Source organism: Agromyces sp. NPDC056523 (assembly GCF_042794545.1).
In the GTDB taxonomy this organism is placed as follows: domain Bacteria; phylum Actinomycetota; class Actinomycetes; order Actinomycetales; family Microbacteriaceae; genus Agromyces.
Window position 1 is genome coordinate 315,315 of record NZ_JBHTTM010000004.1, and the last position, 18,708, is coordinate 334,022.

Genomic DNA, 18,708 nt, shown 5'->3' on the forward strand with positions numbered 1-18,708 from the left:
GGACGCCTGTTCTGCGGGGTTCACCCCGCCGGAAGGCGCGATCGATCTTGGTCGACTTCAACAACCTCACCAAGTGTATGCGACGCCGTGGGGTGCGCCAAACCGGGCCGGCTCCCCCGGGCGCGCCCGCGGAACAGGAGCATCGCGAGGCCGCCGAGCGCCAGGATCGCACCCGCCGCGGCGACCCACCAGGGGGCGTCCGCGGGCACGTCGAGGTACACGGTGATGCCGAGGATGCGCGACAGGCCCCACGGCAGGAGCGCCATCTGGTCGTTCCACGCGGTGAGGGCGCGCTCGAGGCCGATGAGGCCGACGAGGGTCGCGATCGCCGCGAGGGCCGTTCCGGCGGCGAGGGCGACGGCGCCGATCGCCCTCCGCGTGCCGACCTGGGCGGCCAGCGCCCATGCGCCCGCCACGAGCACCCAGGCGAACAGCGCGAACGCCACGGTCACGTAGGCCGACCGCGCCGCCGGGTCGGTCCAGAAGCCGAACCAGTACCCGCCGGGGCCGGTCGGCGCCAGCACGGCCGAGAGGAGGGCGACGCGCAGCAGCGCCGCCCCACCGACGGCCGCGGCGAGCGGCGTCCACGGCACTCTCGCGACGAGCGCCACGACGGCCAGCACCACCGCGAACACGGCCCACGCTCCGAGCGTGGCGACCAGGTGCGCCGGTGCCGCGAACCAGGTCAGGATGGCGCGACTCAGCACGAGCGCGATGGCGGGCACCGCGACGAGCAGCACCCGGTCGCTCGCGCGCAGGGACGTCGCGGCCTCGGCCGCCCGCCAAGGTCGGGTGCCGCCGATCCAGAGCGCCCGCGCCGCGCGGGCTCCGGTCCAGCGCGCGATCCGCGGGGCGCGCGCCGCGGCTCCGAACGCGAGCCACGCGAGCGTCACGACGAGCATCGCCCCCGAGGCCCACGCCATCCCGGGGTCGCGCTCGGCGCGTTCGAGCCCCAGTCGCGACGCCGTCAGGTTGAATGCGGGCAGGTACGGGTCGCCCGCATACGTCGCCTCGTGCGACTCGGCCCGCTCGAGGAACGCCGCGCGCGCGGCATCCCACGCGGCGAATGCCTCGGGCGAGCGGGTGTCATGCCACTGCGCCTTCCGCTGCACCGTCTCGCGGTACTCGGCGAGCATGCCGAGCGTGCTCGCCTCGTAGTCGAGCGTGTCGAGGAACGCCCGGTGCAGGGCGGGATCCCGCCAGGTCGCGGCATCCGTCGCGGCGATGGCCGCTCGCATGCGGTCGACCGCATGGAGCGCCCGCTCGCCGCCCGCGATCGCCTCGTCGAGGTGGTCCCGCGAGATCTCGTAGATCACGTCGAGCGAGGCGCTGTCGCCCGTGAGGATGTCCCATTCGAAGATCCACATCATGGGCGGGGGCTCGAGGCCGATCGCGAACACGCGCCGGTCGGCGAAGGGCCCGATGTAGAGGCCGTCCGTGATCGCCTCGCGCGACGACGCCATGGCCTCGGCGATCGCGCGCACGGTCTCCGGATCATCCGAGAACCAGCGTCGGGCCCAGTCGGCGGTGACCTCGGCCGGGTCGAGCGACGGATCGCGCGCGAGCCGGACGGCGAGCTCGGTGTTGAGCTCGGCGAGCTGCCAGAAGCCCGCCTTCAACTCGAGCGAGAGCGGCCCTGCGCGCCATGGTCCGCCGTCCTGCGTCCAGGTCCAGATGCCCTCGATCTGCGGATTCGCCGCGAGCAGGCGGTCGAAGGCGTGGGCGTAGAGCGGTCCGAGGTCGTTCGGGAACGCGCCGAAGTTCTCGAACTCGCGGCGGCTCTGGAACTCGATGATGCGGCGGTGGTCGCCGACCTCGAGCGTGTCGTTGATCGGCAGGTGGCTGTAGAAGTCGCCGAGCGAGTACTTGGTCGACACGATGAGCCGATCGGAGTCGATGCCGTCGAGCACCGCCCCATACGAATCGGGGTCCGTGTGCATGTCGCCGACGGCGCCGACGCCGACGCTCCAGGTGCGGAAGATGAGCTCGCGGTCGGCCCGCTCGGCCTGCGCAAGCAGGGTCGTGAGCATCGCGCGGACGGCGTCGACCGTCGTGACGGCGAGCTCGCTGCGGTAGTCCCACTCGGGCAGGTCGTACACCTGGCCGGCCTCGCCGATCCGGATCAGCACGCCGTCGAGGTACGGCATCTCGCGGTAGAGCTCGTCGAGGCCCGCCGCGTAGACCTCCCAGAAGGCCGGGTCCTCGGTGGCGAGGCCGCCGAACCGCTCTTCGAGGTACTCCTCGAGCGGGGTGGTGACCACGAGCATGTCGGTGCGGAGGAACACCTGCAGGCCCGCGTCGTGCGCGGACTCCCACATCGGACCGAACGCCTCGCGCATCGCGACTGCCCGCGCGACGTGCTCGTCGTCGGCGTCGTAGACCTCACTGCCGTCGCCGACGTCGGAGAACGTGAGGTACTCGAGCAGCCCGGGCACCGCCACCGCGGTGTAGCCCTCGGCGAGCAGGTGCGCGACGTAGGCGTCGAACTCCTCGCGCGCGACCGCGAGGGCGTCCTCGTCGATGTAAGGCGCAGCCGGCAGGATGACATCCTCGAACGCCTTCGAGTTGTGCGAGTAGTCGTCGCCGGCCGCCCAGGCCGCCTCGTCGACCGCGACGCCGACCGCGCCGAGGTCGGCCATGCGGAACGGCAGGCGCGACTCGACGGTCTCGCCGAGGCGTCCGGCGACCGGACGGCCGTCGCGCACCGCGGCGGCCAGGTCGTAGACGCCGCGCACCGCCCCGGCCTCGGTCGCCGCGGCGATCACCAACGCGTCGGGCGTGCCCTGCAGCGCGTACGTCTCGTCGATGCGATCGATCCCGTCCGAGACCGGCTTCGGCTCGGACGCGATCGCCACGCGGAGTGTCGCGGTCCCCGCCGTCCCCGACGCCGCGGCGACGGCGGAATCGAGTTCGTCGACCGCCGCCCGCACGCGCGGCAGGTCGGGCGCGTCGATGTCCGTGAAGCGGGGCGGCAGGGCGGTCGGCGCGATCTCGGCGACGGACGCCGTCTCCGCCGGGATGTCGGCCGGCTCCGAGCGGATTCCGAGCGCGTCGGTGAGCAGCACGGCGATGCCCGCCCCGAGCGCGAACAGGATCAGGATCGCGACCCCGACGCGCAGGGGCCGTCGCCGGGGGTGCGTCATCACGCGGCGCAGCGTAACACGAGTGGGACGATCGTCCCACTTCTCGCGCCCATCATGTCCCCGAAAGCGCCATCCGCACGGGACGTATGGCCCACACCGGGCCACCCGCCAGGCGTACCGTGTCCGCCATCGGCAGGCTCGTCGCGCCCCGCAGCGGCCGCCGCTCAGAGAGGAGTACCGCCACATGACGACTGACACTCCCCGCGTGACCGGGTGGGTCGGCTGGGGCTGGTTCGCCGGCACCATCCTGATCATCGCCGGCGCCATCGACGCGATCTACGGCCTCATCGCGATCCTGCAACCGGGGAGCGCGTATTTCGTGGCGACCGAGGAAGGCCTGTTCCTGTTCGACGTGTCCGGCTGGGGCTGGTGGCACCTGCTGATCGGCATCGTGCTGATCCTGGTCGGCCTCGCGCTCTTCACGGGCGCGACGTGGGCACGGGTCGTGGCCATCATCCTCGCCGCGATCAACGCGATCAGCCACCTCTTCCTCCTGACCTCGCAACCCTGGTGGTCGTTGATCGTCATCGCGCTCGACATCCTCGTCATCTACGCGCTGACGGTGCACGGCAAGGAGCTCGCAGTCAGGGACGCCTGACGACGAGGGCGCGCCCGTGGGGGCGGGCGCCGGCGCCGCGGCCTGGGGAACCGCCGCGGCGCCCTTCCGTGCCCGGCCAGGCGTCCCGCGCGATCGCGTCCGGACGATCCGTTCGATTCCGGGCGGATGTCGCGAACCGCGCCGCTGACACGCGGGGATGCCTCGTCCTAGGCTGGGTGCGTGACCGATCAGCGCCGTCTCTCCGCACGCATCTCCGCCATCGCCGAGTCCGCCACCCTGAAGGTCGATGCGAAGGCGAAGGCCCTCCAGGCCGAGGGCCGGCCGGTCATCTCGTACGCCGCCGGCGAGCCCGACTTCCCCACTCCCGGGCACATCGTCGAGGCCGCCCTCGAGGCGGTCCGCGATCCTCGGAACCACCGGTACACGCCCGCCGCAGGCCTCCCCGAGCTGCGCGAGGCGATCGCGGCGAAGACGCTGCGCGATTCGGGCCTCGAGGTCGGTGCGGGCCAGGTCGTCGTCACGAACGGCGGCAAGCAGGCCGTCTACCAGGCCTTCCAGGTGCTGCTCGACGACGGCGACGAGGTGCTCGTGCCCACGCCGTACTGGACCACGTACCCCGAGGCGATCAAGCTCGCGGGCGGCCGCCAGGTCGACGTGTTCGCGGGCAGCGACCAGGGCTACCTCGTCACGGTCGAGCAGCTCGAGGCCGCGCGCACCGAGCGCACCCGGGCCCTGCTGTTCGTCTCGCCGTCGAACCCGACCGGTGCGGTCTACGCGCCCGAGCAGGTGAAGGCGATCGGCGAGTGGGCGCTCGAGCACGGCATCTGGGTCATCTCCGACGAGATCTACCAGAACCTCACCTACGCCGACGACGAGTCGGCGACGCCGCCGCGCGCGCTGTCGATCGTCGAGGCGGTGCCCGGCCTGGCCGAGCAGGCGATCCTCGTGAACGGCGTCGCGAAGACGTACGCGATGACCGGATGGCGCCTGGGCTGGATGGTGGGCCCCGCCGACGTGATCAAGGGCGCCGCGAACCTGCAGTCGCACCTCTCGTCGAACGTGTCGAACATCTCGCAGCGCGCCGGCATCGCGGCGCTCACGGGCCCGCAGGACGCTGTCGAGGAGATGCGCCGCGCCTTCGATCGCCGCCGCCGCACGATCGTCGCCGAGCTCTCGAAGATCGAGGGCATGTCGGTGCCCGTGCCGCAGGGGGCGTTCTACGTGTACCCGGATGTCTCGGGGCTGCTCGGGCGCGAGTGGGACGGCGTCACCCCGACCACCTCGCTCCAGCTCGCCGACCTCATGCTGGAGCGGGCCGAGGTCGCGGCGGTCCCCGGCGAGGCGTTCGGGCCGAGCGGGTTCCTGCGGTTCAGCTACGCGCTCGGCGACGCGCCGCTGCTCGAGGGCGTCCAGCGCCTGCAGCGCCTCTTCGCCTGATCGGGAGCCCGCGTATGGATCGCGCGTCCCGCCTGGTTCACGAGCCGCGCAGCAGCGCCGACGTCATCGGGGAGCACTCGCAGTTCCGCCTCGACCTCGAGCGCATCCGGTTCTCGCCGTACTTCTCGCGGCTGTCGGCCGTGACGCAGGTCATCGCTCAGCCCGGCGCCGGCCCGCTCATCCACAACCGGCTCACGCACTCGATCAAGGTCACTGCGGTCGCGCGCGCGATCTCGGTGTCGCTGACGGATGCTGCGTCGCCGCACCGCGCGTTCGCGCTGGAGCACGGCTGCGATGCGGTGGTCGTGCAGGCCGCCGCGAGCGCGCACGACCTCGGCCACCCGCCGTTCGGGCACCTCGGCGAGCGCGTGCTCGGCCGGCTCGCGCGCGACACGCTCGGACTGACCGACGGCTTCGAGGGCAACGCGCAGAGCTACCGGATCATCACCGCGCTCGACGTGAGCGAGGCCGCGCCGCGCGGGCTCAACCTCACCGCGGCGGTGCGCACGGCGGTGGCGAAGTACCCGTGGACGCGGTACCTCGACGTCGACGCGCTCGGCGACGGACCGCTGCCGCGCGGCCTGCGCCGCACGCCCGACGGCATCGACGTGCCGAAGTACTCGGCGTACGGCATCGACGCGGCCGACCTCGAGGAGGCCCGCCGCGGGCACCCGCCGCTGCGGCAGTCGCTCGAGTGCTCGATCATGGATGTCGCGGACGACATCGCCTACTCGATCCACGACGTCGACGATTTCCACCGCGCCGGCCTGCTCAGCCAGGGTGCCGTCGCCCGTGAGTTCCGCGGATGGATCGAGTCGGGCCTGCAGCTCGGCGAGCTCGCGCCCGACGAGCTGCTGGGGCGTGGGGCCCCACCCGGGAGCGCGCTCGAGGCGCTCCGGCGCAAGCTGAAGTCGAGCGATCCGTGGATCGCCGACGACGAGACGTTCCGAGCCGCGGTCGGGGTCGTTGCCGACGACCTCGTCGACGGCCTGCTCGCGAGCCCGTTCGACGGGTCGATCGCGTCGGAGCGGGCGCTGTCGTCGTTCACGAACCGGTGGATCACGCACCTGCAGTCGTCGGTCGTGCCGACGCCCGACGGGATCGTGCGGGCCGGACTCGTGACGCTCGACGGGCTCGCCTGGCACGAGGTCGAGATCCTCAAGTTCGTGCACCGGCACTTCATCCTCGACCGCTCCGACATCGTGATGTACCAGCGCGGGCTGAGCCGCGTGCTGACGCGCGCGGTCAAGGGCCTCACCGCGTGGATCCGCGACGAGGACGACCGCGACCGCGTGCCGCAGCGCCTCAAGGAGCTCGTCGAGATCGGAAGCGACGGGTACGAGCGGCTCCGCACGACCCGGCCCGAGGGCGTGCCCGTGCCCGACCGGCACGAGGTGCGCGCGCTCGGCGTCGGTCGCGGGGTGATCGACTACGTCGCGTCACTCTCCGACGACCAGGCGCTCGCCGTCTCCGAGGCGATCGACGGACGCCCTGACCGCCTCTGGGACATCGGGCAGAACCTCTAGGCCACGGGCGCCAGTGCGATCCGGGCGTCGCGCGTGATCCCGTCGGCGATCGCGTCGAGCAGCGGCGAGCCGAGGTTCCACTGCTGCCAGTACAGCGGCACGTCGATCGGCGGACCGCCGATCCCTACGAGCTCACCGCGCGCGAGCTCCGCGTCGGACTGGAACCCGGGCAGGAGACCCCAGCCGAGCCCGAGCTTCACGGCGGTCGCGAAGTCGTTCGACGCGGGCACGTAGTGACGCGGCGGCTCCGAGCCGTCCGCTCCCAAGCGCCGCAGGTACTCGGCCTGCAGGTCGTCGCGCCGGTCGAAGTCGACGCGCGGTGCGATGCCGAGTGCTCCGACGTCCACTCCGCCGGGGCACCAGCGCGCGATCCAGTCGGGCGTGGCGACCGCGGTGTAGCGCATGACGCCGAGCGGCCGGACGAGGCATCCGGCGACCGGCGTGGCCTGCGAGGTGACCGCGCCCATCACCGAACCCGACTCGAGCAGCTCGGCGGTGAAGTCCTGGTCATGGCGGTGCAGGTCGAAGACCACGGGGTGCCGTTCGGCGATCCGGGCGAGCGCGGGAAGGAACCACGTGCCGAGCGAATCCGCGTTGACGGCGAGCGGCACGGTCGTGGGGCGAGCGGATGTCGCGTCCTCGCCGCCGAACGCGGCGAGCGCGTCGTGCTCGAGCAGCGCGAGCTGGCGCGCGAGCCGGACGACCGCCGCACCCGCTTCCGTCACGCGGACCGGCTTCGAGCGCACCACGAGCACGCGGCCGAGGCGCTGCTCGAGCTGCTTGACGCGCTGCGACACGGCGGACGGTGTCACGCTGAGGTCGGCCGCCGCCGCCTCGAACGTGCCGGCGTCGACGACGGCGGCGAGCGTGCGGGCGAGATCGAGCGGTATCTTCATGAAACGATGCTAATGCCGATGAAGAATCCTGAGCTGGATTTCATGTTGCGGGCTGCCTAGCCTCGATCGCATGGACCTCACCGCGCTCGTCGCCGGCCTCGGCCTCGGCTTCTCGCTGATCGTCGCGATCGGCGCACAGAACGTGTTCGTGCTGCGCCAGGGCATCCGGCGCGAGCACGTGCTCATCGTCGCCGCGATCTGCGCGGTCTCCGACGCCGTGCTGATCGCGGCGGGCGTCGGCGGGATGGGTGCGGCCCTGCAGGCGGCGCCGTGGCTCATCGGCGTCGCGCGCTGGGCCGGCGCGGCGTTCCTCGTGGGGTACGGACTGCTCGCGGCGCGCCGCGCGCTCCGCGGGGGCGAGTCGGGCCTGCGCGTCGACGACGAGGAGCCCACCGGTGGTCGAGGAGCGTCGCAGGCGCGGACCGAAATCGGTTCGCGCGAAGGTGGTCTCGGTACGGTCGCTGTCGCGACCTCCTCTACCACCGGAGTGCGAGCTCGACCGACGGTGGTACTCGTGGTGCTCACGTGCCTCGCGCTCACGTGGCTGAACCCGCACGTGTACCTCGACACGGTGATCCTGCTCGGGTCGGTCGGCGCCACCCACGGCGACCAGCGCTGGATCTTCGCCGCCGGGGCGATGCTCGCCAGCCTCGTCTGGTTCTTCTCGCTCGCGTACGGCGCTCGGCTGCTCGGCCGCGTGCTGGCGAGCCCGCGCGCGTGGCGCGTCCTCGACGGCATCATCGCGGTCGTCATGGTCGCGATCGCCTTCTCGCTCGTGCTGCCCGCCTGACCCGAGGCCTTCGCCCCGAACTGGGGTTGCGGATGCCACGCCCGCCCGTGCTAGCGTGTCCGCATCGTGAGCACCATCACCTGTCGCTGCTGTCGCCGCTAGGCGATCGTCTCCCCGACGATCCCAGGGCGCGATTCCTCACGCGCCGCCGACCGCAGCCCCTGGCTCACGCCGCATCCGACGCGTCCGCGTCAGCTCCGCGACATCCCACCTCGAGGCACCTCCCTCGATTCGGATGCCACGGAGCCGACCTCAACGGATGCCGGGGCCGCCACACCGTCGGCGCACCACCCCGGCACCTTGAAAGGACCAGCACATGTCCGGCATCCCCGTCCTCGACCTCTCCCTCCTCAACGGCACCGCCGAGCAGCAGGCGCAGTTCCGCGACGACCTGCGTCGCGCGACCCACGAGGTCGGCTTCTTCTCGCTGATCGGCCACGGCGTGCCGGCCGAGCTCGTCGAGCGCGCGTACGCCGCTGCTCGCGCCTTCTTCGCACTGCCCGAGTCGCACAAGCTGGCGATCGAGAACGTGAAGAGCCCGCACTTCCGCGGCTACACGCGCATGGGCGGCGAGCGCACGCTCGGCCGCGTCGACATCCGCGAGCAGATCGACATCGGCGCCGAGCGACCTGCCGTCGAGATGACGGCCGACACCCCGGACTACTGGGTGCTGCAGGGGCCGAACCTGTGGCCCGCGGCGCTGCCCGAGCTGCGCGACGTCGCCGAGGAGTGGATCGCGCGCCTCGACGAGGTCGGCACGCGACTGCTGGGTGCGTGGGCCGAGGCGCTCGGCGCGCCATCCGACACCTTCGACGCCGCGTTCGCACAGCCGTCGCCATACATGAAGATCGTGCGGTACCCGGGCGTCGAGTCGGAGCAGCCCGCGCAAGGCGTCGGCGCGCACAAGGACCTCGGCGTGCTCACCCTGCTCTCGGTCGAGGACGGCAAGGCCGGACTGCAGGTCGAGAAGGACGGCGAGTGGATCGACGTGGTCGCCCCGTCGGGCGCGTTCATCGTGAACATCGGCGAGCTCCTCGAGATCGCCACGAACGGCTACCTCAAGGCGACCCTGCACCGCGTGGTCTCCCCCGCGCCGGGCACCGAGCGCATCTCGATCCCCTACTTCCACGGCCCGGCGCTCGACGCCACGGTTCCGACCATCGACCTGCCGCCGGCGCTCGCGGCGGAGGCACCGGGAGTCACGCAGGACCCGGCGAACCCGCTCCACGCGGTCTTCGGCGAGAACTGGTTGAAGAGCCGGCTCCGCGCGCACCCCAACGTCGTCGAGGCGCAGCACCCGCGCCTCCTCGTCGGCGCCTGAGCGTCGGTGGTCGAGTCGCGCCGCAGTCGCGTACCGAGACCCTCTCGTCTCGTCGCGACATGGCATCCCATCTCAGAACCCGGTGGAAAGGTATCCGCCGGATACCTTTCCACCTGATTCGCGAAGGACATCACGTCTCCCGATCGCCAGCAGACGCATCCGTGTGTCGAAATCGGGTTCCTCCGTTCGTCGTACCTGCGTAGCGTGACCGAGAGGAAGGAACCCCCATGGAATACGTGCTGTTCTACGCGCAGGGCGACGACACCCTGCCCTACGTGCCTGCCGAAGACAACGTGGGCGACTGGGTCGACGAGGTCGAGGCCCGCGGCGTCTCCGAGTACGGTGAGCGGCTGCGGCCCGCGCAGGATGCCACGACCGTCCGCGTCCGCGGCGGTGAGGTGCTCGTGGTCGACGGGCCGTTCAGCGAGGCGAAGGAGGCGATCGGCGGCTTCGACGTCATCGATGCGCGCGACCTCGACGAGGCGATCGAGATCGCGTCGAGGCATCCGGTGGCCTCGTTCGGGCGGGTGGAGATCCGCCCGTTCGTGCAGTGGCCCGATGCCGAGCCGGGCTCGCGCGTGGTCCCCACGGGCTTCGCGGGGCGTCCGGTGCGCGGGCGTCGCTATCTGATGCTCGTGGTCGCCGAGCCGAGGGACGAGCAGGCCGCAGCTGCCGACGACGCCTCCGAGGACGACGATCCCGAGGCGTGGGTGCGGGAGATGGACGGCCGCGGCGTGCGGAAGTTCGGCGAGGTGCTGCGTCGTCCGGGTGATGCGACGTTCGTCCGCCGGCGCCACGGCGAGGTGCTCGTCACCGACGGCGGATTCGCCGAGGCGAAGGAATGGGTCGCCGGGTTCGACCTCATCGAGGTGCGCGACCTCGCAGAGGCCATCGAGGTCGCGGCGAAGCATCCGATGGCCCGCGGAGGGGCGATCGAACTGCGCCCGCTCTGGCCGTTCGACGTGCACGAGGACCACGTGGCGCGCGCCGAGCGCGAGGCGGCGGACCTTGCCGTCCGACTCGAGCCGGCCGCCGCCGAGGCGCTCGCGGGGGCCGCCCTCTGACGACCGACGCGGATGGCGCACCGTCGGGTGCGGGCGGGTCGGAGCCGCTCGCACCCGAGGTCGCCGTCGCGCTCCGCGACGCGTACCGCTCCGAATGGGCACGCGTCGTCGCGACGCTCATCCGGGTCACGGGCGACTGGGACGTCGCGGAGGAGGCCGCCGCCGCCGCGTTCGAGCGGGCCGCACACACGTGGCCGCGCGACGGAGTGCCGCGCAATCGCGGCGCCTGGCTCACCACCGCAGCACGCAACCTCGCGCTCGACCGCCTGCGGCGCCGCGGCGTCGAGGTCGAGAAGGTCAGGGAGTGGATCGCGATGGAGGAGGTCTCCGGCCGAACCGGCGGGCCGTCCGACCCGGCGGCGATCGCCGCCGAAGACGCGCTCGACCGTGACGACCGCCTGCGGCTCATCTTCACGTGCGCGCATCCCGCCCTCCCGATGGAGTCGCGGGTGGCGCTGACCCTCCGCACCGTCGGCGGCCTCGACACCGGCGAGATCGCGCGCGCGTTCCTCGTGCCGGAACCGACCATGGGGCAGCGCATCTCGCGCGCCAAGCGCAAGATCCGTCATGCTGGCATCCCGTACCGGGTGCCCACGGCCGACCTGCTGCCCGAGCGCCTGGGCGGCGTGCTCGCGGTGCTGTACCTGATCGCCAACGAGGGCTACCTCGCGTCGCGCGGCGATTCGTTGCAGCGACTGGACCTGACCGCCGAGGCGATCCGCCTCACCCGCCTCGTCGTCGCCCTGCTGCCCGACGCCGACGAGTCGCGCGCCCTGCTCGCGATGCTCCTCCTGCAGCACGCGCGCTCGGCCGCGCGCGTCGACGCCGCGGGCGACCTGGTGCCGCTGCCCGAGCAGGATCGCTCGCGATGGGACGCCGCGCAGATCGCCGAACGGCTGGCGCTCCTCGATCGGGCCGGCGACGAATCGCCCGGCCCGTACCGCCTGCAAGCCGAGATCCAGGCCGTGCATGCCCGCGCCGCGACCGCGGACGACACCGACTGGCCCGCGATCGCCGGGCGGTACGACGCACTCGCGATGCTCGCCGACTCGCCGTTCGTCGAGCTGAACCGGGCGATCGCGCACGGCATGGCGTACGGCCCGCGACACGGACTCGACGAGCTCGCACTGGTCGCAGCATCCGGCCGGCTCGACGGCTACCACCTGCTGCCGGCTGCGCAGGCCGACCTGCACCGGCGGCTGGGCGAGACGGATGCCGCGGCCGCCTGCTACCGCGAGGCGATCGCGCTCGCGCCCACCACGCCCGAGCGCCGCTTCCTCGAACGCCGCCTCGCCGAGCTCACGCCACCGCCCGCCGACTAGCCGCGAGCCCGCGGCATCCACCGATCGGTGGAGGCGGAAATCGACCGGATCACGGCTGCCGCCGCGCTCCGCCGACGGGCAGTCTCGATGGCATGGACCACATGACATCCGAGGCGGCGCCCGCGGTCCGCATCCGCGGCCTCCGCAAGGACTACGGCGACACGGCCGCGGTCGACGGCATCGACCTCGACATCCACCGCGGCGAGACCTTCGCACTGCTCGGCCCCAACGGGGCGGGCAAGTCGACGGCGATCGAGATCCTCGAGGGCTACCGGATGCGGACGGGCGGCGAGGTCAGCGTGCTCGGTGTCGATCCCGCACGCGGCGGACTCGACTGGAAGGCCCGGCTCGGCATCGTGCTGCAGTCGGCGAGCGAGCCCGGACAGTACACGGTGCGCGAGCAGCTCGCCCACTTCGCCCGTTTCTACCCGAGCCCGCGCGACGTCGACGAGGTGATCGCCTCCGTCGGCCTCGAGGCCAAGGCGCGCACGCGCATCGCCAAGCTGTCCGGTGGGCAGCGCCGGCGGGTGGATGTCGCGCTCGGCATCATCGGCCGTCCGGAGCTGCTGTTCCTCGACGAGCCGACGACCGGCTTCGACCCCGAGGCGCGGCGCGAGTTCTGGCAGCTCATCCGGTCGCTGAAGCACGAGGGCACCACCATCCTGCTCACGACCCACTACCTCGACGAGGCGGCGCAGCTCGGCGACCGTGCCGGCGTGATCGTCGGCGGACGCCTCGTCGACGTCGCGCCGATCGACGAGCTCGGCGGCGACGATGCGCGAATCCCGCTGGTCCGCTGGCGCGACGCCGGGGGCACCCCGCGCGAGGCGCGCACCGAGCTCCCGGCCGAGTTCGTGGCCTCCCTCGCCCGCGACCTCGGCGGCGAGCCGGAGGGGCTCGAGGTCATCCGACCGAGCCTCGAGGACATCTACCTGGACCTGGTGGGCGCGGCCGAAGCCGCCACCCTCGATGAGGAGGAGGCGCTCGCATGAGCACCACGACGACCACCGCCGCGAGCGCGCGGCGCGACATCCGCTCGGCCCGAACGGAGACCGCCACGGCTCGACCCGGCCGCCTCGCCGTCGGCGTCGCCCGGATCGGGCACGAGGTCCGCGGCTACTTCCGCTCGCCCGACACCGTGTTCTTCACGTTCCTGTTCCCGTTCATCATGCTCGGGATCTTCACGGCGGCGTTCAGCTCGGCCGGCGAGATCTCAGCCGGACCCGGCTCGGAGTCGATCTCGGTCGGCGCCTACTACCTGCCCGGCATGCTCGCCGCGGGCATGTTGCTGTCGGGCGTGCAGAACCTCGCCGTCGACATCGCGGGCGAGAAGTCGGATGGCACCCTCAAACGCCTGGGCGGGACACCGCTCTCGCCCGTGTCCTACTTCCTCGGCAAGATCGGCCAGGTCTTCGTGACCGGCACGCTGCAGGCGGGCCTGCTCTTGCTCGCCGCCGGCACGATCTTCGGCATCGCCCTGCCGACCGAGCCCGAGGCGTGGATCACGTTCGCGTGGGTGTTCGTGCTCGGCATCGCGACCTCCGCACTGCTCGGCATCGCGCTGTCGTCGGTTCCGCGCTCGGGCAAGTCGGCGAGCGCCGTGGTGGTACCGATCATGCTCGTGCTGCAGTTCATCTCGGGCGTGTACCTGCAGTTCTACGCCCTGCCGGAGTGGATGCAGAACATCGCGAGCCTCTTCCCGCTGAAGTGGATGGCGCAGGGCATGCGCGCCGTGTTCCTGCCCGAGGACTTCGCGGTGCTTGAGCAGAACGAGACGTGGAACCTCGGCTGGGTCGCGATCGTGCTGGTCGCGTGGCTCGTCATCGGGCTCGTCATCAGCCGGATCACCTTCCGCTGGATCCGGCGCGACGCATGAGCGACGCCGGCTCGGGCCCTGTGGGAGTCTGACTCCATGCAGAACGTGCGGTGGTGGGATGCCGCGGCGATCACGGTCTCGGCCGTGATCGTCGCGCTCTCGCTCATCGAGCCGCCGTACGGGCCACGCGACGTCGGCGTCTGGATCGTGGCCGGCGTCTTCCTGCTCATGCACCTGCTCTGGGGCCGCCGATGCGTGCCCGTCGTCGGGGCCCGCCAGCACCTGGCGATCTCGATCGCCTACGCAGTGCTGCTCGCGGTGGGCACGTCGATCGACCCGACCTTCTCGATCCTGCAGGCGTTCCTGTATCCGTTCGTGTGGTCGACCGCCCCGTCGGTGCGCAGCGCGATCGTCGCCAACGTGCTCGTCGCGGTCGCCCTCGTCGTCGGCTACACCGTGCGCTTCGGCCTGGAGGGGCTCGCGACCGGGGCGGCCGTGGCCGCCCTGTCGGTCGTGTTCAGCATCGCGCTGGGCCTCTGGATCACGCGCATCGCCGAGTACGGAGAGGAACGCGCGAGGCTGCTCGCCGAACTCCAGGCGGCTCAGGGGCAGCTCGCGGCGATGCATCGCGAGGCCGGCGTCGCCGACGAACGCGGCCGGCTCGCCCGCGAGATCCACGACACCATCGCGCAGAGCCTGACCGGACTGGTGATGGTCGCCCAGCGCACGGGCCGTCGCCTCGCCACGATCGAGGGCGACGCCGCAGCATCCGCTCGGGACGACGTCGAGCTCATGGAGCAGATGGCGCGCGAGGCGCTCACCGAGGCGCGCGGGCTCGTCGCGTCGCTCGCGCCGGTCGACCCGTCGGCAGGGCTGGCCGATGCGCTGCAGCGGCTGGCGACCGGGTTCGAACGCGAGACGGGCGTGCGCGTGTCGGTCGATGCCGACGTGACGGGGCTCGACCGCGAGCTCGAGGTCGTGCTGCTGCGGTGCGCGCAGGAGGCGCTGGCCAACGTGCGCAAGCACGCGCGCGCCTCGGCGGCGACGGTCGCGGTCTCGGCGGACGGCGGCGAGGTCGTGCTCGAGGTGCGCGACGACGGCGTCGGGCCGGGCGACGCCGTGCCGGGGGCCGGCGGGTTCGGTCTCGCGGGCATGCGCGACCGCGTGGCGCTCGTCGGCGGGCGACTCGAGTTCGGTCCCGGCGACCCGGCCGGCACGAGGCTGCGCGTGATCGTGCCCTCGGCCCGAGCGGATGCCGCGACCCGCGCCACGACGGAGACGGAAGCGAGCGACGCATGAGCCTGCCCATCCGCGTGGTGGTCGCCGACGACCACCCCATCGTCCGCGCCGGCATCGTGGGGCTGCTCGACGCGGAGCCCGGCATCGAGGTGGTCGGCGAGGCGGTCGACGGCGCCGAGGCCGTCGCGCTCGCCGCCGAGCTGCGGCCCGACCTCGTGCTCATGGACCTGCGCATGCCCGTGCTCGACGGTGCGGAGGCGACCGAGCGGATCCTCGCCGCGGCGGGCGCCGCGGGCGGGGCGGGCACCGCGGCCGGCACGCGCGTGCTCGTGCTCACGACCTACGAGACCGACGACCACATCCTCGCCGCGATCGAGGCGGGCGCGAGCGGGTACCTCCTGAAGGCGGCGCCGCAGGAGGAGATCATCGCCGGCATCCGCTCGGTGGCCGCCGGCGAGACGGTGCTCGCGCCGTCGATCGCCGCGAAGCTCGTGCGCCGCGTCCGCGCCGAAGCGACGGCGCCGGTCGCGCCGTCGCTGTCGCCGCGCGAGCTCGAGGTGCTGCGGCTGGTCGCCGACGGCCGGTCGAACCCCGAGATCGCGCGGATGCTGCACATCGGCGAGGCGACGGTGAAGACGCACCTCATCCACGTGTTCGAGAAGCTCGAGGTCGGCGACCGCACCCGCGCGGTGACGCGCGCGATGGAGCTGGGACTCCTCTGACCCGGACGCACTGCTGCACCGTACGCTGGGCGGGTGGGTGTCGTCGCCGGGGTACGCGTCGCGGCTCGTCGGGCGCGCGTGCTCCCGACGTGGGTGAAGCGAGCGGATGCCGCGGCCACGCGCCGCATCAACGGCTGGCACTCGCATCCGCACGTCGACCAGTTCTGGTGGAGGTTCACGGGCTTCGCCGACAAGGGCGTGCTGTGGTTCACCGCGGCGGGCGCCCTCGCGGTCGTCGGACGTCGACGGGCGGCGGCCCGCGGCATCCTGTCGCTCATCACGGCGAGCGCCCTCACCAATCTCATCGCGAAGCGCGTGTTCGGCGGCGACCGACCCGCCCTCGAGGACGTGCCGATCGGACGCCGAGTGCCCGTGCAGCCGTCGAGCCGAACCTTCCCCTCGGGACACTCGGCGAGCGCCGCGGCATTCACCGCCGGCGTCGCGCTCGAGTCACCGCGCGTCGGTGCCGCGCTCGCCTCGCTCGCGCTGGGCGTCGCGTACTCGCGGCTCCACACGGGCGTGCACTGGTTGTCGGACGTGATCGGCGGGCTCGCGATCGGCGTGGGCGTCGCCGCGGCCGGCGCCGCGATCGTGCGACCGCGACCCGGCCCTCCCCCGCCGCCCGTGCCGCCCGGCGCCGACCGCATCCTGCCCGCCGCCCCAGACGGCGAGGGCGTCTTCATCGCCGTGAATCGCTCGGCGGGCACCAGCGTGGTGCGCGCCGACCCCCTCGACGTGCTCGCGGAGCGCCTACCGCGCGCGGAGCTGCAGGTGCTCGAGTCCGACGAGGACCCGGGCGAGGCCGTTGCCGCGGCGCTCACGCGCGCGACGCCGCCGAGGATCGTGGGCATCTGCGGCGGCGACGGGTCGGTCGCGTGCGTCGCGGACGAGGCGCGGCGAGCCGGGGTGCCGCTGCTCGTCATCCCGGCTGGGACGTTCAACCACTTCGCCCGCACCGCCGGCCTGGCGTCGGTCGATGCCGCCGTCGACGCGGTGCAGCGTGGCGAGGGCGTCCGCGTCGACCTCGCCGAGCTGACCTTCGGCGCCCACGAGCCGCTCACCGTGACGAACGTCGCGTCGGTCGGGGTGTATCCCGACTTCGTCGCCGAGCGCGAGCGGGTACAGGGTCGCATCGGGAACAAGTGGCTGGCCGCGGTGGTCGCGGCGGCCCGGGTGCTGCGACGATCGGATCCGGTCACGGTCGTGGTCGACGGGCGCCGCGCCGAGGTCTGGACGCTGTTCGTGGGCGTCGGCCGGAACGAACGCGACCTGCCCGCGCCGCTGCAGCGACGGACGCTCGACGACGGCCTGCTCGACGTCCGCGTGCTGCATAAGGGGTCGCGCACGGGCGCGATCGCGTCGCTCGCGTTCGGGCGCCGGACGGCTGCGGTGCTCCGAGGGCTGGGGCTCGTCCCGCAACGGGTGGAGTCGTTCACGACGACCGAGCTCACGGTCGACGTGCGACCCCGCCACGGGCAGCCGCCCGGGTTCGCGCACGACGGCGAGGTCGCGCTCGACGAGCCGGCCGCGGCATCCGCCCACCTGTCGGCGCCCGGCTACCGCACGACGATCCGCGTCCTGCCGAGCGCCCTCGACGTGTACCGACCCGCTACTCGCTAGAGCTCGAGGCCGACCAGCATCGGCTCGGGATGCAGCACGATGCCGAACTCGGCCTGGACGCGCTGCTGCACGAAGCGCGCGAGCTGCGCCACCTCGTCGGCCGAGGCGCCGCCGCGGTTCGTGAGCGCGAGCGTGTGCTTCGTCGAGATCGCGGCGTGCGAGCCCGGCAGGCCGAACCCTCGGTGGATGCCGCTGCGCTCGATGAGCCATGCGGCCGACAGCTTCACGAGCGGCGGTGTGGCCGAGCCATCCGCCGCATGCTCCTGGACCTGCTCGAGCCCGGCCTGGTGCGCGAGGAACGCGTCGAGCGGCGACTCGGCGGCGAGCTCGGCGAGCGGGGTGACCTCGTCGGGTTCCTCGGGCTCGACGTACCAGCGCGGCGCGTCGCCGGGCAGCGTGCGCGCGACGTGCTCGGTCACGATCGGGTTGGTGAAGAACGACCCGGCGCTGACCGAGTCGACGTCGTCGGGGTCGAGCACCATGCCCTTGCCGGCGCGCAGCGCCAGCACGGCCTCGCGCACGCGCGCGAGCGGCACGCGGTCGCCGAGCTGCACGCCGAGCGCATTCGCCAGCTGTGCGTAAGCGACCGGGGTGCCGAGCGCCTCGCCGAGCACCTCGCGCTCGGCGGTCGTGTCGTGCAGCACGAGCTCGACCGACACGACGACCCCCCGCAGGCCCTGCTTGAGCACCGAGGTGCGGTAGCCGAGCTCGAGCTCGTCGGCCGACATGACGCGCGGTGCGTCCTCGCCCTCGCCGAGGAACTCGATGCCCAGCAGCGCGCTCGAGAGCTCCTGCCCGTACGCCCCGATGTTCTGCACGGGCGACGCGCCGACCGAACCCGGGATGCCCGAGAGCGCCTCGAGGCCGGCGAACCCGCGCTCGACCGTGAACGCCACGAGCTCGTCCCAGTTCTCGCCGGCCTGCACGCGCAGGTGCACCGTGCCGTCCTCATCGCCGGGTCGCACGTCGATGCCGCGCGTCGCGATGCGGATCACGGTGCCGTCGAAGCCGTCATCGCCGACGAGCACGTTCGACCCGCCGCCGAGCACCATCCAGTGCCCACCCGAGTCCTCGGCGTCGCGCACGAGCTCCACGAGCTGGTCGGCGGTCGTCGCCGTGACGAGCCGGGTGATGGGGCCGCCCACCCGCAGCGTCGTGAGGTCGGCGAATCGGATGTCGCGGGCCCCGCGGGGCTCGACTGCCCCACGGGGCTCGACCGGCTCGGGCGTCTCGGGCGTTCCGGACTCGCTCAT

15 protein-coding genes are annotated in these 18,708 nt (G+C 72.8%); 12 read left to right on the forward strand and 3 right to left on the reverse strand.

The window, feature by feature from the left end; genetic code table 11:
• Positions 1-20: 20 nt before the first annotated feature.
• Positions 21-3,143, reverse strand: a complete 3,123-nt coding sequence (locus ACFQ58_RS14890; RefSeq protein WP_376952033.1) for a hypothetical protein — start codon at positions 3,141-3,143, stop codon at positions 21-23.
• Between the two features lie 184 nt (positions 3,144-3,327).
• Here ACFQ58_RS14890 and ACFQ58_RS14895 point away from each other — a divergent pair, with 184 nt between their 5' ends.
• The 3 genes from ACFQ58_RS14895 to dgt all read left to right on the forward strand — a co-directional run bounded on the left by ACFQ58_RS14895 (position 3,328) and on the right by dgt (position 6,665).
• Positions 3,328-3,741, forward strand: a complete 414-nt coding sequence (locus tag ACFQ58_RS14895) for a hypothetical protein (protein WP_376951934.1) — start codon at positions 3,328-3,330, stop codon at positions 3,739-3,741.
• A 180-nt stretch (positions 3,742-3,921) separates the two neighbouring features.
• The gene (locus tag ACFQ58_RS14900) at positions 3,922-5,139 is read left to right on the forward strand and encodes a pyridoxal phosphate-dependent aminotransferase (protein WP_376951936.1); all 1,218 of its coding nucleotides are present in this window, start codon (positions 3,922-3,924) and stop codon (positions 5,137-5,139) included.
• Between the two features lie 14 nt (positions 5,140-5,153).
• The gene (dgt, locus tag ACFQ58_RS14905) at positions 5,154-6,665 is read left to right on the forward strand and encodes a dGTP triphosphohydrolase (RefSeq protein ID WP_376951937.1); all 1,512 of its coding nucleotides are present in this window, start codon (positions 5,154-5,156) and stop codon (positions 6,663-6,665) included.
• Here dgt and ACFQ58_RS14910 read toward each other — a convergent pair.
• On the reverse strand, positions 6,662-7,561 hold the full coding sequence (locus tag ACFQ58_RS14910) for a LysR family transcriptional regulator ArgP (RefSeq protein WP_376951938.1): 900 nt from the start codon (positions 7,559-7,561) through the stop codon (positions 6,662-6,664). The genes dgt and ACFQ58_RS14910 overlap by 4 nt on opposite strands.
• Before the next feature lie 70 nt (positions 7,562-7,631).
• Between ACFQ58_RS14910 and ACFQ58_RS14915 the strand changes: the two genes are divergently transcribed.
• From ACFQ58_RS14915 to ACFQ58_RS14955, 9 genes are all read left to right on the forward strand, one after another.
• Entirely contained in the window at positions 7,632-8,351 is a 720-nt protein-coding gene (locus ACFQ58_RS14915; protein WP_376951939.1) for a LysE/ArgO family amino acid transporter, read from the forward strand.
• A 316-nt stretch (positions 8,352-8,667) separates the two neighbouring features.
• Positions 8,668-9,672, forward strand: coding sequence for an isopenicillin N synthase family dioxygenase (locus tag ACFQ58_RS14920; protein ID WP_376951940.1), 1,005 nt, complete (start codon positions 8,668-8,670; stop codon positions 9,670-9,672).
• Between the two features lie 227 nt (positions 9,673-9,899).
• Entirely contained in the window at positions 9,900-10,736 is an 837-nt protein-coding gene (locus ACFQ58_RS14925; RefSeq protein WP_376951941.1) for a YciI family protein, read from the forward strand.
• Positions 10,733-12,058: an RNA polymerase sigma factor gene (locus tag ACFQ58_RS14930; RefSeq protein ID WP_376952034.1), complete on the forward strand. Its 1,326-nt coding sequence runs from the start codon at positions 10,733-10,735 to the stop codon at positions 12,056-12,058. The genes ACFQ58_RS14925 and ACFQ58_RS14930 overlap by 4 nt, the downstream gene beginning before the upstream one ends.
• A 92-nt stretch (positions 12,059-12,150) precedes the next feature.
• Positions 12,151-13,050: an ABC transporter ATP-binding protein gene (locus ACFQ58_RS14935; protein WP_376951942.1), complete on the forward strand. Its 900-nt coding sequence runs from the start codon at positions 12,151-12,153 to the stop codon at positions 13,048-13,050.
• Positions 13,047-13,934, forward strand: a complete 888-nt coding sequence (locus ACFQ58_RS14940) for an ABC transporter permease (protein WP_376951944.1) — start codon at positions 13,047-13,049, stop codon at positions 13,932-13,934. The genes ACFQ58_RS14935 and ACFQ58_RS14940 overlap by 4 nt, the downstream gene beginning before the upstream one ends.
• Before the next feature lie 36 nt (positions 13,935-13,970).
• Positions 13,971-15,173 carry a sensor histidine kinase gene (locus ACFQ58_RS14945; RefSeq protein ID WP_376951945.1) on the forward strand — a complete coding sequence of 401 codons (1,203 nt, stop codon included), beginning with the start codon at positions 13,971-13,973 and terminating at the stop codon, positions 15,171-15,173.
• A complete protein-coding gene (locus ACFQ58_RS14950; protein WP_376951946.1) occupies positions 15,170-15,835 on the forward strand; it encodes a response regulator in 666 nt (221 codons plus the stop codon). Before ACFQ58_RS14945 ends, ACFQ58_RS14950 begins: the two co-directional genes overlap by 4 nt.
• 33 nt (positions 15,836-15,868) lie before the next feature.
• Positions 15,869-17,455, forward strand: coding sequence for a phosphatase PAP2 family protein (locus tag ACFQ58_RS14955; RefSeq protein ID WP_376951947.1), 1,587 nt, complete (start codon positions 15,869-15,871; stop codon positions 17,453-17,455).
• On the opposite strand, the gene ACFQ58_RS14960 is transcribed toward ACFQ58_RS14955, so the two are convergent.
• Complete coding sequence (locus ACFQ58_RS14960; RefSeq protein ID WP_376951948.1) at positions 17,452-18,708, reverse strand: UDP-N-acetylmuramate dehydrogenase; 1,257 nt, start codon at positions 18,706-18,708, stop codon at positions 17,452-17,454. The two genes, ACFQ58_RS14955 and ACFQ58_RS14960, sit on opposite strands and share 4 nt — an antisense overlap.

Coding starts and splice junctions, on each gene's coding strand:
- ACFQ58_RS14890 (WP_376952033.1), bottom strand. CDS start 3,143: ATGACGCACCCCCGGCGACGGCCCCTGCGCGTCGGGGTCGCGATCCTG.
- ACFQ58_RS14895 (WP_376951934.1), top strand. CDS start 3,328: ATGACGACTGACACTCCCCGCGTGACCGGGTGGGTCGGCTGGGGCTGG.
- dgt (WP_376951937.1), top strand. CDS start 5,154: ATGGATCGCGCGTCCCGCCTGGTTCACGAGCCGCGCAGCAGCGCCGAC.
- ACFQ58_RS14910 (WP_376951938.1), bottom strand. CDS start 7,561: ATGAAGATACCGCTCGATCTCGCCCGCACGCTCGCCGCCGTCGTCGAC.
- ACFQ58_RS14915 (WP_376951939.1), top strand. CDS start 7,632: ATGGACCTCACCGCGCTCGTCGCCGGCCTCGGCCTCGGCTTCTCGCTG.
- ACFQ58_RS14920 (WP_376951940.1), top strand. CDS start 8,668: ATGTCCGGCATCCCCGTCCTCGACCTCTCCCTCCTCAACGGCACCGCC.
- ACFQ58_RS14925 (WP_376951941.1), top strand. CDS start 9,900: ATGGAATACGTGCTGTTCTACGCGCAGGGCGACGACACCCTGCCCTAC.
- ACFQ58_RS14935 (WP_376951942.1), top strand. CDS start 12,151: ATGGACCACATGACATCCGAGGCGGCGCCCGCGGTCCGCATCCGCGGC.
- ACFQ58_RS14940 (WP_376951944.1), top strand. CDS start 13,047: ATGAGCACCACGACGACCACCGCCGCGAGCGCGCGGCGCGACATCCGC.
- ACFQ58_RS14945 (WP_376951945.1), top strand. CDS start 13,971: ATGCAGAACGTGCGGTGGTGGGATGCCGCGGCGATCACGGTCTCGGCC.
- ACFQ58_RS14950 (WP_376951946.1), top strand. CDS start 15,170: ATGAGCCTGCCCATCCGCGTGGTGGTCGCCGACGACCACCCCATCGTC.
- ACFQ58_RS14960 (WP_376951948.1), bottom strand. CDS start 18,708: ATGAGCGAGTCCGGAACGCCCGAGACGCCCGAGCCGGTCGAGCCCCGT.